Consider the following 15,605-nt stretch of genomic DNA (forward strand, 5'->3'; position numbering starts at 1 on the left):
ACATCGATTGGAGCGCGCGAAAGTGAGCACGAGCAGCCGCCTGAAGCAGATTGTGGCCGACGAACTGCTGCTGAGCCACGAGCAGTTGGACGCCGATGCATCGTTCTCCGAGCTCGGGATCGACTCGATCCTCGCGGTCGAAGTCGTGAAGAAGGTCAACCGCGCATTCGGCGTGGAGCTGAAGAGCACGGCTCTTTACGACCTGCCCTCGATCCGCGCGCTGGCGGAGCACATCGACGGCCCTGGAGTCGAAGCGCCTCGGGGGTCGCGCATTTCCCTGAAGCCAGTGGGCATCGTCGGCCCTGCGCCGTCGTCCATCGTGGACGCGCCCCCGGCGGAGGTGGACACGCCCCCGGCGGAGAGCGCGGCCCCCCGGACCGCGCCGCCTCCGACGCGCGCGCAGGCCGAAATCCGTAGAGAGCTTCGTGAGGTCGTGGCGGCAGGGCTGCTCGTCTCGCCGAACGACTTGAAGGACGCGGCGGCCTTCGCAGAGATAGGGGTCGACTCGATCCTGGGCGTCGAGATCGTCAAGCGCTGCAATCAGGCGTGGGGAACCGAGCTGCCGGCGAGTATTCTTTACAGCTATCCCAGCATCGCCGAGCTCGCCGAGCACGTCGCGGAGATCCTCGCAGAGGCGTCCCACGCGGGCGGCCGCTCACCAGAGGAAAGCAACGGGTCCAGGAGTCGTCCGATCGTGCATCGCGCGGTGTCGGAGGTGCGGCGTGAAGCGCCGCCGAGCGCGGCTCCGGAGGTGCGGCGTGAAGCGCCGCCGAGCGCGGTGTCGGAAGTGCGGCGGGAAGCGCCGCCGAGCGCGGCTCCGGAGGTGCGGCGTGAAGCGCCGCCGAGCGCGGCTCCGGAGGTGCGGCGTGAAGCGCCGCCGAGCGCGGCTTCCGAGGTGCGGCGTGAAGCGCCGGCCCAAGCACCGGCGGCCCGCGCCGCGGATCCGGACGAACCGATCGCAGTCGTCGGGCTCTCTTGCCGTGTACCCGGCGCGCGCGATGCGCGCGAGTTCTGGGTCAATCTCTACCAAGGTCGCGACTCGGTGCGAGAGGTGCCCCACGAGCGTTGGGATCCGCAGCTCTGGTTCGATCCGGATCGCCACGCGCCGGGCAAAACATACAGCAAGTGGGGGGGATTTCTCGACGACGTCGACAAGTTCGACCCGCTCTTCTTCAATATCTCGCCTGCCGAGGCGAGCTGGATCGATCCCCAGCACCGCCTCTTTCTCGAGGAGTGCTGGTCGGCGCTCGAGGACGCTGGCTACACGCCGGACGACGTGCGCGGCAGGCGTGTGGGCGTCTACGCCGGAATCATGAACAATGATTACCAAGAGGTGATCATCCGGTCGGGCTCCAGCCCCAGCGAGCACGGCACGACGGGCATCGCCGAGTCGATGCTCGCCTCACGTCCGTCGTACTTCCTGAACCTCAAGGGCCCGGCGCTCACCATCAACACGGCATGCTCGTCGTCTCTCGTGGCCATTCATCTGGCGTGTGAGTCGCTCAAGAACCGGCACACCGATATGATGATCGCCGGCGGCGTGACCTGCTATCTGACCGAGTCGTCGTACATCGGAATGAGCAAGCTCGGGATGCTCTCGCCCCGGGGGGTGTGCTCGCCGTTCGACGACGGAGCCGACGGTATCGCTCCCAGCGAGGGGGTCGGCGTCGTCGTCCTGAAACGTTTGAGCGACGCGATCGCTGACGGAGACAGGATCTGGGGGATCGTTCGGGGGTCTCTGACGAATCAAGACGGCAGGACCAACGGGATCACGGCGCCGAGCTCGATCTCGCAGAAGGCGCTGTTCGTCGAGCTGTATGAGAGGACGGGGATTCACCCGGAGAGCATCCAGTACGTCGAGGCTCACGGCACGGGGACCAAGCTCGGCGATCCGATCGAGGTAGAGGCGCTCAGCGGGGCGTTTCGCACGTTCACGCAGAAGTCGCGCTTCTGCGCGCTCGGCTCGGTGAAAGGCAACATCGGCCACACGTCGGGCGCCGCCGGCGTCGTGAGCCTGATCAAGGTGCTGCTGTGCATGAAGCACCGCACCCTCGTGCCATCGCTCCATTACGAGCGTTCGAATCGGCACATCGCCTTCGAGGAGACGCCGTTCACGGTTCAGACCGAGGTAGCCGCATGGGAGGCGCCGCAGGGCGCGCCGCGGCGCTCCGCGATCAGCTCGTTCGGGTTCAGCGGCACCAATGCCCACTTGATCGTGGACGAGCCGCCTGCATTGCCGATCGCCCCGAGCACGCCCAAACCGGCTTACCTGTTTGCGGTCTCGGCGCGGACGCCCGACGCCCTCCGGCAGAGGTTGGCGGCTCTCTCCGAGGCCTTGACCGAGGCTGATGGCCGTATCGACCTTCAAGCTCTGAGCTACACGCTGAACCGCCGCCGCGCGCATTTTGCACATCGCGTCGCGCTGATTGCCTCGTCGGTGAGCGAGCTCCAACAATTGCTGGAGGCCGCTCGCCGCGGCGAGGCGGGGCCGCGCGTCGTCCTTGGGCCCGCTTCAGCCAAGGAGACGAGCGCCTCCGACGCGCTCCTTTTCACGGAGGTGCTCACCATCGTGATCGAGCAGGTCCGGCGGCGAGACGGCCTAGACGATGCGAGCTACGCGCGCAAGCTGACGGTCCTCGGGGCGCTCTACGCGAGAGGGCTGGACGTCGATTGGGCGATTCTGCACGAGGGAGAACGCTCCCGCCCTTTAAGCTTGCCCGGTTATCCGTTCCAGAGGCGTCGGTGCTGGATCGAGGTGTCGTCCAATGACTCGGCGAGCAAGGCGTCTCCGGCTCTGGCTCCGTCGCATCGAGTGAGCCCCCGGGTCCAGGAGAACGGTGCTCATCACAATGGTGCGCGCGAGAACGGCGCGTATGAGAACGGCGCTGGCCTCTCCCGCGGTTCGTTCGCGACGCCGGTTTTGGAACCGAGCCATGGGGTCGAGACGTTCGAGCTCTCCGAGGAGCAGCCGACGTTGGCCGATCATCGAATCGCCGGGCAGTCGATCGTTCCAGCGGTGCAGTATCTGGAGCTGATCCGCGCCGCGCTCGAACGCGGCGGCAAGCGGGCCGTCCGGCTCTTCGGGTGCGTCTGGCTCGACGCCTGCCGGGTCCGCGGCTCGGCGCCGCGACTTCGTTTGTCGCTTGAAGAGGCCGGACGGTTCGTCTTTAGCTCGACCGACGAAGCGGGGCGAACCGTCGTTCATTGCCGCGGCTCCTGGGAGGAGAGGGACCTCGCCCGGATCCCGCCCCCGGTGGCCCTCGCGCCCCTCCTCGAGCAGGCGGTCACGGTCTTGAAGGGCGCGGAGATCTACGCGAAGTTCGCGCGGCTCGGGATCGACTACGGCCCGAGCTTCCGAACGCTGCAATGGGTTCAGCGCGCGGGTACCAAGCTCGTGGCGAAGATCGAGGCGCGTCCTTCGCGAGGCGGAGAGCTCGTTGTGGCCGGTCTCCTCGACGGTGCGCTTCAAAGTCTCATCGGGTTCGCGCAGGACGAGGGCGAAGGTTCGTCGGTTCCGTTCAGCATGGATGCCGTGGAGGTGTACGGGCCCGTCGACTCCGAACTGTACGTCGTCGTGGATGTCAAACCATCCAAAGGCCCCGGTCCCAGCCTGTCGCGTCAGGTCGATCTCAAGCTGATCGCGCTCGATGGGCAGGTGCGGGTCAGCATCGAGAATCTCACCGTTCGGAAGTATGCGAACAAGACGCAATCCATCCAGGCGCCGACGAGCCCGCGCGTCGTGTTGTGTGAGGTCGACTGGCGCGACCGCCCCGCCGGGGAGGTGCCGATCGACCTGGCCGCTGCGCGTGGCGTGCTGGTGCTCGAGGGGCGAGCTGGTCTCTCGAGTGCACTCCAATCCTGGTGTTCCGAGAGGCAGCATCGGATGCCGATCATCTCGGTGACCCCCGACGGGCCGTTCGCGCAGCTCGGTCCGGCCGAATACTGCGTCGACCCAAGTCGCCCGGAGGACTTTGCTCGGCTGTGGAGCGCTCTTGCGGCCGGTGGCATCGCGGTGAGTCACGTGCTCAACCTTTGGTCCATCCACGGCGCGCAACGCGGCGGGGCCGGGGAATCGCTGGAGGACAGAATAGCGACGGGCCCGCTCGCGACGTTCGATCTCGTCGCCGCCTCGGCTCGGGCAGGGACGAGGAAGCTTCGCCTCCTGCATGCGTACCTTACGGATGACCCGCTGGCCGGCGCCGACGCGATGATGGCTGGTTTTGCGGAGAGCGTCGTCCGGGAAAAGCCGGACTACGACCTCCGGGTTGTTGGGCTTGGAGACGCGTGCCGTGCGCCGTCGGTGCTGGTCGACGTGCTCGCACGAGATCTGTTCAGCAAGGGCGCGCCGCGCCACGTGCGGTGGGTCGATCCCCGGCAATCGCGCTTCATGGGTGTGCGACGCCTGGAGGCCGACGCTGCCGGCACGTCGGCGGTCGCGGCGGCGCCGGTCGCCGGTGGTGTCTACCTCGTCACGGGCGGCATGGGCGGCGTGGGTCGTCACGTCGCGCATTGGCTCGCGTCGGAGTTCGGCGCCCGCCTCGCGCTCGTCGGGCGGCACGCCCGCGATCCGATGATCGAAGCCAAGCTCGAGCCGCTGCGCCGCGCGGGCGCGGCGGCCGTCGAGTACTTCTCCTGCGACGTTGCATGCGCGGACGAGGTCGACGCGTTGATCCCGGCGATCCAAAACAAGCTCGGCGCGCTGCGCGGAATCATCCACGCGGCCGGCGTGCTCAACGATTCGCTTCTCGTCAACAAGACACGCGCAGACTTCGAACGCGTCGTGTCGCCGAAGGTGTTCGGCGCGGTTCACCTCCATCGAGCCACCGCGCGCCATCATCTCGATTTCTTCGCCGCGTTCTCGTCGCTGGCGGCGCTGAAGGGGAACGTGGGCCAGGTGGACTACGCGACCGCCAACGCCTTTCTCGGCCACTTTGCGGCGTGGCGCGAAGGGCAGCGCGAGAGAGGTGAATGCTCGGGGATCACCGTAGCCATCGACTGGCCGCTCTGGCGGGACGGCGGAATGCAGGTCACCGCCGAGATCGAGCAGCGGCTGCGAGACGCGTTCGGTCTTGAGCCGCTCGAGACGGGGGAGGGGATGGACGCGTTCCGGACGATCCTCGCGCGGGGCGTTCCGCGTGTCGCCGTGGCACGCGGGCGCGTCTCCGCCGTCTCTCGTTACCTCGGCCTGGAAGGCGACGACGTCAAGGTATCAACGGTCACTGCGGGCGCGATCGAGCGCGGGCCTGTCGCGGCGATGCACGAGCCCCCGCCGCAGCGGACGGGCGGCGATCCCGGTCAACGAGAGCAGGCCGCTGTCGCCATGTTGACTCAGATCTGCGTGGCGACCCTCGGGCTCGACGCTGCCGACGTCGACCCCGACGCGCCGTTCGACACGCTGGGAGTCGATTCGATCCTCATGATGAAGATCCTGTCGGCGATCGAGCAGCACGTCCACTTGCCAGTGCCGCCCAGCATGATCCTCGAGAATCCGACCGTCCATCAGCTCGCGAAGGCGCTGGTCGCCGAGGGTTTCGTCCGGGAGCCGAGCGCCAAGGCGAACGGCGTGCGGACGGAAGCTCCGGCCCCGTCCATGGAGCCGATCGCGCCTTCGCGGTCGCCTGCCGCCGCGCCGGTGCCCGCTGAGCGGGCGCCCGATCGCCGGATCGCCGTGATCGGGATGGCTTGCCGCTTCCCGGGTTCTCCGAGCCCGGAGTCGTTCTGGGAGAATTTGCGGGGCGAAAAGTGCCTGGTCACCGAGGTGCCGCCCGATCGCTGGGACGTCGGTCGATCGTTTAGCCCCGATAAGAGCGCCGGCAGATCCTACTCGAAGTGGGGCGGCTTCATCGAAGGCGTGGATCTCTTCGACAACGAGTTCTTCGGCGTCGCCGACGAGGACGCGGTGGTGATGGATCCCCAGCAGCGCATCGTCCTCGAGCTGACCCAGGAGTTGTTTGACCGGGCGGGGTATGCACGCCGCGAGATCGAGGGGCGAAACATCGCCGTGCTCCTCGGCGCGTCGCAGAGCAGCTACATCAACCTGGTCGAGGGCAACCTGAGCGACAAGCAGCTCGCCAAGGCCGTCGTGAGCACCATTTCGAACATGGTCGCGGCCCGGGTCGCCGACTTCTACAACCTCAAAGGCGCGGCCCAGACCATCGACGCCGCCTGCGCCTCGGCGCTGATCGCGGTGCACGACGCCTGCAAGGCGCTGGTCGACGGGTCCGTGGACATGGCTGTTGCGGGTGGCATCGGGCTCCTCCTGGACGACCGCCAGTTCGTATCGTTCAGCCGCGCCAGCGTCCTGTCGGATACCGGCGTTTGCCGCGTCTTCGACGAGAAGGCGAACGGCTTCGTCCTCGGCGAGGGCGCGGGGCTCGTTCTGCTCAAACGATACGACCAGGCCGTGAAGGACGGTGACCGGATCCTCGGCGTCATCCTGGGATCGGCGGTCAATAACGACGGCCGCACGATGGGCTTGACCGTGCCGAATCAGGCGGCGCAGGAGGCGGTGATCGAGCTGGCGCTCGCCAACGCCTCGGTGTCGGCTGACACCATTTCGTACCTCGAGGCGCACGGCACGGGGACGCTGCTCGGCGATCCCATCGAGGTCAAGGCCGCTTCCAAGGCGTACTCCAAGCAGACCGAGGCGAAGCGGTACTGCGGCATCGGTTCGGTGAAATCCAGCGTGGGGCACCTGATGCGGGCCGCCGGGATCGCGAGCTTGATCAAGGTGATCTTGTCGCTCCAGCACGGGACAATCCCCGCGACGCTCCACTGCGACGAGCCCCACGCGCGATTCCAGTTCGAGCAATCGCCGTTCTACCCGGTCCGGGGCACGCAGGAGTGGCGCCCGCTCAAGGGAGTGCGCCGGGCGGGGATCTCGTCGTTCGGTTTCGGCGGCACCAACTGCCACATGATCGTGGAGGAAGCGCCTCGATCGGTGCCGGCGCAACGGCAAGAGCGCCCCCCTCAACCGTTTCGGCGTCGGCGCTTCTGGGCGGACGGGAAAACCCCGGCGCCGAGGCACGACGAACGCCATCTGTGGGACATCCTCAGCCGCCTCGAGCGGGGCGAGCTGAGCTCGGAACAAGCGACGCGAATGACCGCGCAGGCACTTTGACGCGAGGGAGCGGGCAAATGGACACGGCTTTACGGAAAATCTTCGAGAGTGTCGAGCGAGGCGAGCTGTCGCGCGACGATGCGATGCGACGAATCGTCACGCTGCGCGGCGAGCAGCGCCCCTCGGCGACGGACGCCGCGTTCTCGCGCCAGTTCTCGCTCGGGGACGCGTACGTCCGCGATCACCTCGTGCAGAGCGAGCCCGTCCTGCTCGGTGTCACGTACGTGAGCCTGGCGCTCGACGCGTGGAGGCGGACCGGGCGCACCGGCGGTGCGTGCGCGCTCCAACGCGTCACCTTCGTCGAACCCATGAAGGTGCGCGCCGGCGTCCCATGTCACGTCTCGGTGGAGATCGAGGAGCACGCGGGCGAAACAAAGTTCCGCGCGCTCTTCACACACGCGGACGGGGCAGGCGGCTCGCGCATCCCGGCTCACGGTGAGTACGTGCCTGCCCCGGGCGGGCGGCCTCCGGCGATCGAGCTCGAGGCGGAGCTGCGCGCGGCGTCGGCGGTTGTTCCGGGGCACGATCTCTACGGGCGGCGCGACGGCATCGAGCACGGCCCTTCGCTCCACACGGTCCGCAAGGTCCACGTGAGGGGTGATCGAGCGATCGGCGAGCTCGCGCTCTCGGACGTGCTCGCCTTCGAGACGACCTACGAGAGCGTCCATCCCGCGCTGCTGGATGGGGCGATTCTCTCCGCGGCGGTCCTCCTGCCGGAGGGCGCGCGCTCCAAGCCCTTCATTCCAATTTTTATCGGCTCGCTCACGCAGTATGCCGCGGTCCCCGCCCGCTGCTTCAGCGTCTCCCGGCTGGTCAAGGCCAACGACGAGGTCACGATCATCGACATCGTGCTCGTGGACGCGAGCGGCAGCGTGCTCGTCGACGTCCGAGGCTTCACCTGCAAACGCATTCGAGCGACGAACAGCTCGGCGACCGCGGAGCAGGCGAGGCGCGACGTCACGCCGGCGCCTCTGGTCGCCCACGGCGTCGAGGCTCGCACTTCGGACTCGACCGATCTCGTCGAGAGCTACGTCGTTCGCAAATTGGAAGCGTTGGTCGGCTCGTCAAGGCCCCTCGATCCTAAGACCAACTTCATGGATCTCGGGATCGATTCGAATCAGCTCGTCGGTCTCGCAGCCAGCATCGAGAAGGAGGTCGGTGTTCAGCTCTATCCGACGGTGTTCTTCGAATATCCGAACTTGCGCGACCTCACCGCCTTTTTCGCCCAGGAATACGGCGAGAAATTTCGCGCGTTCTGCGGCGTGACCGTTGAGTCCCCTCCGCGGCCGACGCCGGCCGCGAAGCCGGTCCAGAGCAGCGCGCCCCGGCAAGCCGACGAGCGCATCGCCATCATCGGGATGGCGGGGCGCTGGGCGGAGGCGCCGGATCTCGAGGCGTTCTGGCGGAACACCGCGCTCGATCGGGATGTGGTGCGGGAGGTGCCGCTCGACCATTGGGACTACCGGCCCTGGTTCGAGGCGGGCACGCGACAGGCCGACAAGACCTACGCGAAGTGGGGCTCGTTCGTGAGCGACGTCGCCGAGTTCGACGCGGAATTTTTCGGCATATCGCGACGAGAGGCGGAGCTCATGGACCCGCAGCAGCGCCTGCTGTTGCAAACGCTCTATCACGCCGCCGAGAACGCCGGTTACGGCGTCAAGATACGCGGCTCTCGAGCGGGTGTGTTCGTCGGCTGCTGCTTCTACGACTACGCGCAGGAGATGGGCCGGGTCGGCAAGGTCGTTGATCCTCACGACGGGACCGGCAACGCCGCGACCATGCTCGCGAACCGACCTTCATTTTTCCTCGATCTGCGCGGGCCGAGCCTCACCATTGATACCGCGTGCTCGTCGTCGCTCGTCGCCCTCGACATGGCCAGCGACGCGCTGCGCCGGGGCAAATGTGATCTCGCATTTGTGGCGGGCGTCAACCTGCTGCTCAGCTCCTGGCACTATCGCTATTTCTGCAGCATCGGCGCGTTGTCTCCGACGGGGCGTTGCCACACGTTCGACGAGCGCGCGGACGGCTACGTCCCCGGGGAAGCGGTCGGCGTTTGTTTGCTCAAGCCGCTCTCCGCCGCGATCGCGGACGGTGATCGGATCCACGCCGTCATCACCGGCTCCGCGGTGAACCACGGAGGCTACACGCCGTCGCCGACCGCGCCCAACACCAAGATGGAGACCGAAGTCATGCGCGAGGCGTGGCAGAACGCGGGGGTCGACCCCACGCGCATCGGCTACATCGAGGCGCACGGCACGGGTACTCCGCTCGGGGATCCCATCGAGATCAACGCGATCAAGGCCGCGTTTGCTGCGCACACGGCCGAACCGGGCTTCTGCGCGGTCGGGTCGGCCAAGGCGCAGGTGGGTCACACCGAAGGGGCGGCCGGCATCACCGGCGTCATCCGGACCGTGCTGGCCATGCAGAACGAGACAATTCCCGCGTTGCACGGTTTTCGGAAGCTCAATCCGTACATCAGCCTCGAGGGGAGCGCGATCTACATCCCCGCCGAGAAACGGCACTGGCCCGCGCGGGCGGGTGAGCCGCGCAGAGCCGGGGTCAGCTCTTTTGGGTTCGGAGGGACGTACGCCCACGTGGTGCTCGAAGAGGCGCCGCCTCGGTACGTCCCGGCGGAGGGCAGTCCGCGGTCCCACGTGTTGATCGGCATTTCGGCCCGGAACGAGCGTGCGCGGAGCACGCGCGTGACCGAGCTCCGCGATTGGTTGGCGGTGGTCGGCGACGTCTCGCTGGCCGACTTGGCGTTCACGTTGAACAGGACTCGCGCCCATTGGGCGTCGCGGCACGCGTTTGTCGTGCAGAGCGTCGACGAGCTCCGCGCGGCGCTCGACGCCGTGCTACGGGGGGAAGCGCCCCCGTCGGTCCTGTCGTCGAACGCCCGCGTCAAGCCGGAGCGGCACGCGGCGGCCGCCTTCGAGACCGCCTACCGCCGGCTCGCAGAGTGCGGCGACGGCGAAGAGCTTCGAGCGGTCTTGCGCTCGATCGGGGCGCTTTACATCGAAGGTGCTGAGGTCGACTGGGCGCGCGTTACGCCTGGTGCCCGCTTGCTTGACGCGCCGCTCTACCCCTTCGCCACCGAGCATTGCTGGTTCGACCATCGCACCGCGCCGCCCACCGAGCACACGACGGCGCCTCACGTGATGTCGGCGCCGCCGGTGTCAGCGCCGCCGGTGTCGGCGCCGCCGGTGTCAGCGCCGCCGGCGTCGGCGCTGCGCTCGGTCGATCGAGTCGAGGACGCTGGGCGTTCGGAGCAACCCGCGGCGTCGCACGTTTACGCCAAGAGCGTGCGCATTTTGAGTGACATCTTGCTACTGCCCGAGTCGAAGATCGATCGAGACGCCGAGCTCACCAGCCTAGGCGTCGACTCGGTCATGACGATGCAGTTCGTGATGCGAGTCAACGAGGTCTTTGGGCTTCGCCTGACGGCCGCGGCGCTCTACGACGTCACGCGCGTGGGCGACGTGCTCGACCGCCTCACCTCGATCATCGAGGGCGCGGCTGCGTCGACCGCTGACTCGACGGTCTCGAGGGGGTCGGAGTCGGTCGCGAGCCCCGCGCCGGCAGCGGCGGCGGAGCCACCAGCGGCGGCGGAGCCGCCCGTCCGGACCGCGGATCCGGCGAGCCACGCTCCCGAGTCTCCTTCCGCCCCCGAGCGGAAGCGGCTCGTTCTCAAGCGAACCGGGGTGGTGCAGCCCTCGAGTGTACCCGCTGGGGCGCGCTACGTGCCGTTCTTGAGCTTCAACACGGCGGGGCACAAGGTGCCCCTCTTTCTCGTCCACCCCGGCGGGGCGGGGGCCGAGGCGTACATCAAGCTCTCCACCTACCTCGACAAGAGCCAGCCGCTCTACGCCATCGAGTCGTACAACCTGTACAGCGGCGAGCCGCTGATCCGCACCGTCACCGAGCTCGCGGCAGTGTACCTCCGCCATCTGCGAGAGGTCCAACCGCGCGGCCCCTACTATCTCGGCGGGTGGTCGCGCGGCGGGATGATCGCCTTCGAGATGGCGCAGCAGCTCCGGGCGAGCGGCGAGCAGGTAGGCACGCTCTACCTGTTGGACACCTATGTGATGAACGAGCGCGAGAAGCTGGTGGCGCTCGACAACGTCATCAAGCACTCGCTGCCCAACTCAGAAGACGGCTCGTTCCGGAGCCTGCTCCGGAAGAACCTCGCCACCGAGCGAATCGCGAACATCGTGTACGACCCGCGCGAGTTTCCGGGGCGGACCATCCTGTACAAGGCCAATCAACCGCTCGAGGCCTCGGTCGCCAGGGACACGATGCGGCAGGTCCACGTAACGATGCACGAGGGCATTCCGCGGGCGGCCAGCGACGGGGTCGACGATGTGATCGACAACCTGAACGCGTTCATCAACGAAGACACGATCGCCGATTTCAACGCGCTGGGCGCCAAGCCCGACAACGGCTGGTCTCGTTACATTCCGAACCTGCTCGTCCGGGTCATCGAGGGCAACCACTTCAGCATCATGGGGGAGCGGACGCTGCGCCCGATGGTTGAGCACATTCAGGCGGACCTGCTGGCGACGTCGGCTTCCGGCCGGAGCGGCGCGGCGCGAGAGCGCGACGGGATGGGCGCCCATGTCAAGAGTCGGGCCAACGGAGACCTCGTTTTTGCGACCTCGGACATGGGGGATGAGAGATGAAATGTGAATGGGCGCTCCGCCGCGGTGACTCCCCGGAGCTGTTTCGCGTCCTTGGCACTCCCGACGCGTCGAATGTCCCGCACGCGGACGTGGCGGACGACTCGCACGCGCTGATGATGTATCGGCAGATGGTCGCGCTCCGCGTGCTCGACGAGCGGGCGCTCGTGTACCACCGGCACGGTCGCATCGGCACCTGGGCGATCTCGTGGGGCCATGAGGCGATCCACGTGGGCGTCATGGCGGCCCTGCGCGACACCGACTGGGCTTTCCCGTCGTACCGCGAGAACAAGCTGTGCCTGCTCCGGGGCATGTCGCCCGAGGCGATCCTGGCGGGGTGCCGCGGTCAGCCCGAGGGGTTCTGGAATCCCCACGAGTGGCGAGTTGGCTCGATTTGCATTCCGGTGGCCTCTCACGTCCCCCACGCGGCGGGGTTCGCTTGGGGCGAGAAGCTGCAAGGGCGCGACACGGTCGCGGCGGTCTTCTTCGGCGACGGCGCCACGTCGGAGGGCGAGTTCCACGAAGGAGCCAATTTCGCCGCGGTGACGCGGGCCCCTGTCTTGCTCGTGTGCACGAACAATCAATGGGCGATCAGCACCCCCGTATCGCGCCAGACTCGGGCGATGTACCTGGCGGACAAGGCGGTGGGTTACGGCATTCCAAGCGTGCGCGTCGACGGAAACGACGTGCTCGCGGTCTACGAAGCCACCCGGCAGGGGGCCGAGCGGGCTCGCGACGGGGGGGGGCCCGTCTTCATCGAATGTGTGATCTATCGGGCGCAAGCCCACGCGTTTCCGGACGATCCAAGCGCGTACCGCGACGATGTGGAGGCTGAAAAGGCGCGGCGCGAGGAGTGCCTCGGGCAAATGGAGGCATACCTTCGGGCGCGCGGGCTGCTCAGCGACGAGCAGGCGGCCCAGTACCGATCGGAAGCGCTGGCCTCGGTGGCCGCGGGCATCGTCAAGGCGGAGGCGCTCCCGACCGCCGACCCAGAGCTGATCTTTCAGCACGTCCTCGAAGAGCAAACTCCAGCCATGCGGAGCGACATGGAGCGACTCCGCGCCGTGCGCACCCGCTACGGATCACCGTGAGGATCGGTAGATGACCCTACTCGCATTCGCTGACGCGATTAACCTTGCTCTTCGAGAAGAGCTACACAGAAATCCGCGCGCGATGCTGCTCGGCCAGGACATCGGGCGCAGCGGCGGTGTGTTCCGCGTGACCGCCGATCTGCAGCAGACCTTCGGCGCCGATCGCGTCGTGGACGCGCCCATCTCCGAAGCGGGGATCGTGGGGATGGCCGTTGGATTGTGTCTCTCGGGCTGGCGGCCGGTCTGCGAGCTCCAGTTCGACGCTTTCAGCTATCCGGCGCTGAACCAGATCTTCACCCACGTGAGCAGGTACCGGTGGCGGACGCGGGGCGCCGCAGCGATGCCGATGGTGATCCGCATGCCGTGCGGCGGCGGCGTGAAGGCCCCCGAGCTGCACTCCGACTCGCCGGAGGCGTATTATTGCCACACACCCGGCCTTGTCGTTGTCATGCCCTCGACGCCCGCGGACGCGAAAGGGCTCCTGACCGCAGCGCTCCGCGCGCAGGACCCAGTGGTGTTTCTCGAGCCGAAGAAGCTCTATCGCCACGCGCGGGGCGAGGTGCCGGAGACGGAGCACATCGTCCCGCTCGGGTCGGTGCGCACGGTGCGTGAGGGGAGCGACGTCACGCTGATCGCGTGGGGGGCGATGATCGACGTCGCCGTGCAGGCGGCGGATGTCGTCCGCGAGGAGGGAGTCTCGGCGCACATTTGCGATGTGCGTACGCTCTCGCCGCTCGACAGAGCGGGCATCCTGGACGCGGTGAGGGCCAGCGGCCGCGTGGTGATCGTGCAGGAGTCGCCGAGGTCATGCAGCCTGGCCAGCGAGATCGCGGCGCTCGCGGCGGAAGAAGCCCTGTATGACCTGCGCGCGCCAGTGGTGCGCGTGAGCGGGTACGACGCTCCGTACCCTTATTACAGCGTCGAACACTATCACCGCCCTGACTGGGCGCGGGTCGTTGACGCCATCAAGCAAGTGCTCGCGGCGTAGGACAGGTATCTGATATGGGTTTCGTTTACGTATTGCCGGATCTCGGGGAAGGAATCGCCGAAGCAGAGGTCGTGCGCTGGCACGTCGCCGAAGGCGACGACGTGAAGGAGGACGATCCCCTCGTCGAGGTGCTCACCGCCAAGGCGACGGTCGACGCGCCCTCACCGAGGACGGGCAAGGTGCTCAAGGTGGTCGCCCTGACAGGAGAAACCATCCAGGTGGGCGAGCCGCTGGCCGTCATCGGTGAGGCCGGCGAGGACGTCGAGGCCATCCTCCAGGCGAACGCCAAGGCGAGCTCGCGGCGGCCCGCGGGCGCGGCAATCCAGGTCCTGCCCAGCGTCCGCAAGTTGGCCGCGGAGCTCGGCGTCTCGCTCGAGGCCCTACAGCACTCCGGCCCGATCACCGCGGATGTGGTGCGGGCCGCCGCGCGGGGAAATCTCGGCGCCTCTGTGCAGGGAAACCTCGGCGTCGGCGTCCGTGCGCGGCGGCGGCTCCAGGGCGTCGGCCGGGCGGCTGCGCAGAACCTGTCGCGCGCGCAGCTCGTCCCGACGGTGATGGTCGTCGAGGAGGCCCAGCTGGATGCGCTGTTCCGCCTCCAGCAGCTCCTTGATATCGGCTACGTGCCGTTCCTCGTGCAGGCGGCGATCGCGGCGTTCCGCGAGGTGCCCGAGGCGAACGCTCGATTCGACGAAGCCAAACAGGAGCTCGTGATCTACGACCAGGTCGACATGGCTGTCGCCGTGCACCTGGACGAGGGGCTGGCGGTCCCCGTCATGAGCGACTGCGCGGGGCTCTCGCTCCGTGAGCTGGCGGAGAAGATCCGCGACCTCGGAGAGAGGGCGCACGCCAACGCGCTTTCGCCGAGCGAGAGCATGGGAGGCACATTCACCGTCTCATGCCCGGGGGACGCGGGGGTGCTCCTCGCGGCGCCGCTGCTCAACGTGCCGCAGGTCGGGCTCCTGGCGCTGCACCGGCTGTCGCGGAGGCCGATCGTCGTCGATGGCCGATTGGCCGTGGGGTGGGCGGCGCACGTCACGTTCACGCACGATCACCGCGCGATCAACGGCATGACTGCCTGCCACTTCCTTCGGCGCGTGGTCGAGCTCTTGTCGAAGCCGCTCCAGGCGCTCGAGGCCGGGATCTTCCGGCCCGGCGATCTCCAATCTCAAGCGAGCCGAGCGCCGCGTCCGGGCGCGTCGGAGCCTTCTGGGGCGCTGGCCGCCGAGCTGGGCGGGCTGCCCGAGCCGCGCCGGCGCGACCACCTCGTCGCGGCGATCGAGGCGCGCCTCCGCAAGCAGCTCAATACCAACTGGACGTTTGATCGCTCCCGGACATGGTCGGATCTCGGCTTGAACTCGTACGGCGCGGTGTCCTTGCGCAGTTCGCTGAGCGACGCGTTGGGGTGCGAGCTGCCGCCGACGCTCTTGTACAGACACGCGACGCCCGTCGCTCTCGCCGAGCACCTCCTCGGATTGCTGCGCCGGCCGGCGGCTCCGGCGACGCTCACGCCGGTGCAGCTCCTCCAGCGGCTCCAGGGGATGCAGGAGCAGCAGGCTCACGCGCTCCTCGTGGAGCTGACCGAGGGGCGAGCTGCGCGGGACGCACAGCCGCGGCAGACGAAGGGCGAGGACCTGATCGGCGAGGCGGGGGGCGCGGCGGCGTCGGACGTGGAAATCGACGCGCAGCTCGATGACATCTTGGGCGCCGATTCTTCGGCGGGGGCATAGGTC

General features: G+C 67.9%; 5 protein-coding genes. All 5 read left to right on the forward strand.

Annotated features, from left to right (window positions below):
• Positions 1-22 precede the first annotated feature (22 nt).
• Complete coding sequence (locus tag POL72_RS26705; RefSeq protein ID WP_373372245.1) at positions 23-7,120, forward strand: SDR family NAD(P)-dependent oxidoreductase; 7,098 nt, start codon at positions 23-25, stop codon at positions 7,118-7,120.
• Positions 7,121-7,203: 83 nt separating this feature from the next.
• On the forward strand, positions 7,204-11,799 hold the full coding sequence (locus POL72_RS26710; protein ID WP_272098402.1) for a beta-ketoacyl synthase N-terminal-like domain-containing protein: 4,596 nt from the start codon (positions 7,204-7,206) through the stop codon (positions 11,797-11,799).
• A complete protein-coding gene (locus POL72_RS26715; RefSeq protein ID WP_272098404.1) occupies positions 11,796-12,887 on the forward strand; it encodes a thiamine pyrophosphate-dependent enzyme in 1,092 nt (363 codons plus the stop codon). The genes POL72_RS26710 and POL72_RS26715 overlap by 4 nt, the downstream gene beginning before the upstream one ends.
• Before the next feature lie 10 nt (positions 12,888-12,897).
• Entirely contained in the window at positions 12,898-13,875 is a 978-nt protein-coding gene (locus tag POL72_RS26720) for an alpha-ketoacid dehydrogenase subunit beta (protein ID WP_272098406.1), read from the forward strand.
• Between the two features lie 14 nt (positions 13,876-13,889).
• Complete coding sequence (locus tag POL72_RS26725) at positions 13,890-15,602, forward strand: 2-oxo acid dehydrogenase subunit E2 (protein ID WP_272098407.1); 1,713 nt, start codon at positions 13,890-13,892, stop codon at positions 15,600-15,602.
• Positions 15,603-15,605 lie beyond the last annotated feature (3 nt).

The sequence above is a fragment of the Sorangium aterium genome (genome assembly GCF_028368935.1).
Taxonomy (GTDB): Bacteria; Myxococcota_A; Polyangia; order Polyangiales; family Polyangiaceae; genus Sorangium; species Sorangium atrum.

Coding starts and splice junctions, on each gene's coding strand:
- POL72_RS26715 (WP_272098404.1), top strand. CDS start 11,796: ATGAAATGTGAATGGGCGCTCCGCCGCGGTGACTCCCCGGAGCTGTTT.
- POL72_RS26725 (WP_272098407.1), top strand. CDS start 13,890: ATGGGTTTCGTTTACGTATTGCCGGATCTCGGGGAAGGAATCGCCGAA.
- POL72_RS26710 (WP_272098402.1), top strand. CDS start 7,204: ATGCGACGAATCGTCACGCTGCGCGGCGAGCAGCGCCCCTCGGCGACG.
- POL72_RS26720 (WP_272098406.1), top strand. CDS start 12,898: ATGACCCTACTCGCATTCGCTGACGCGATTAACCTTGCTCTTCGAGAA.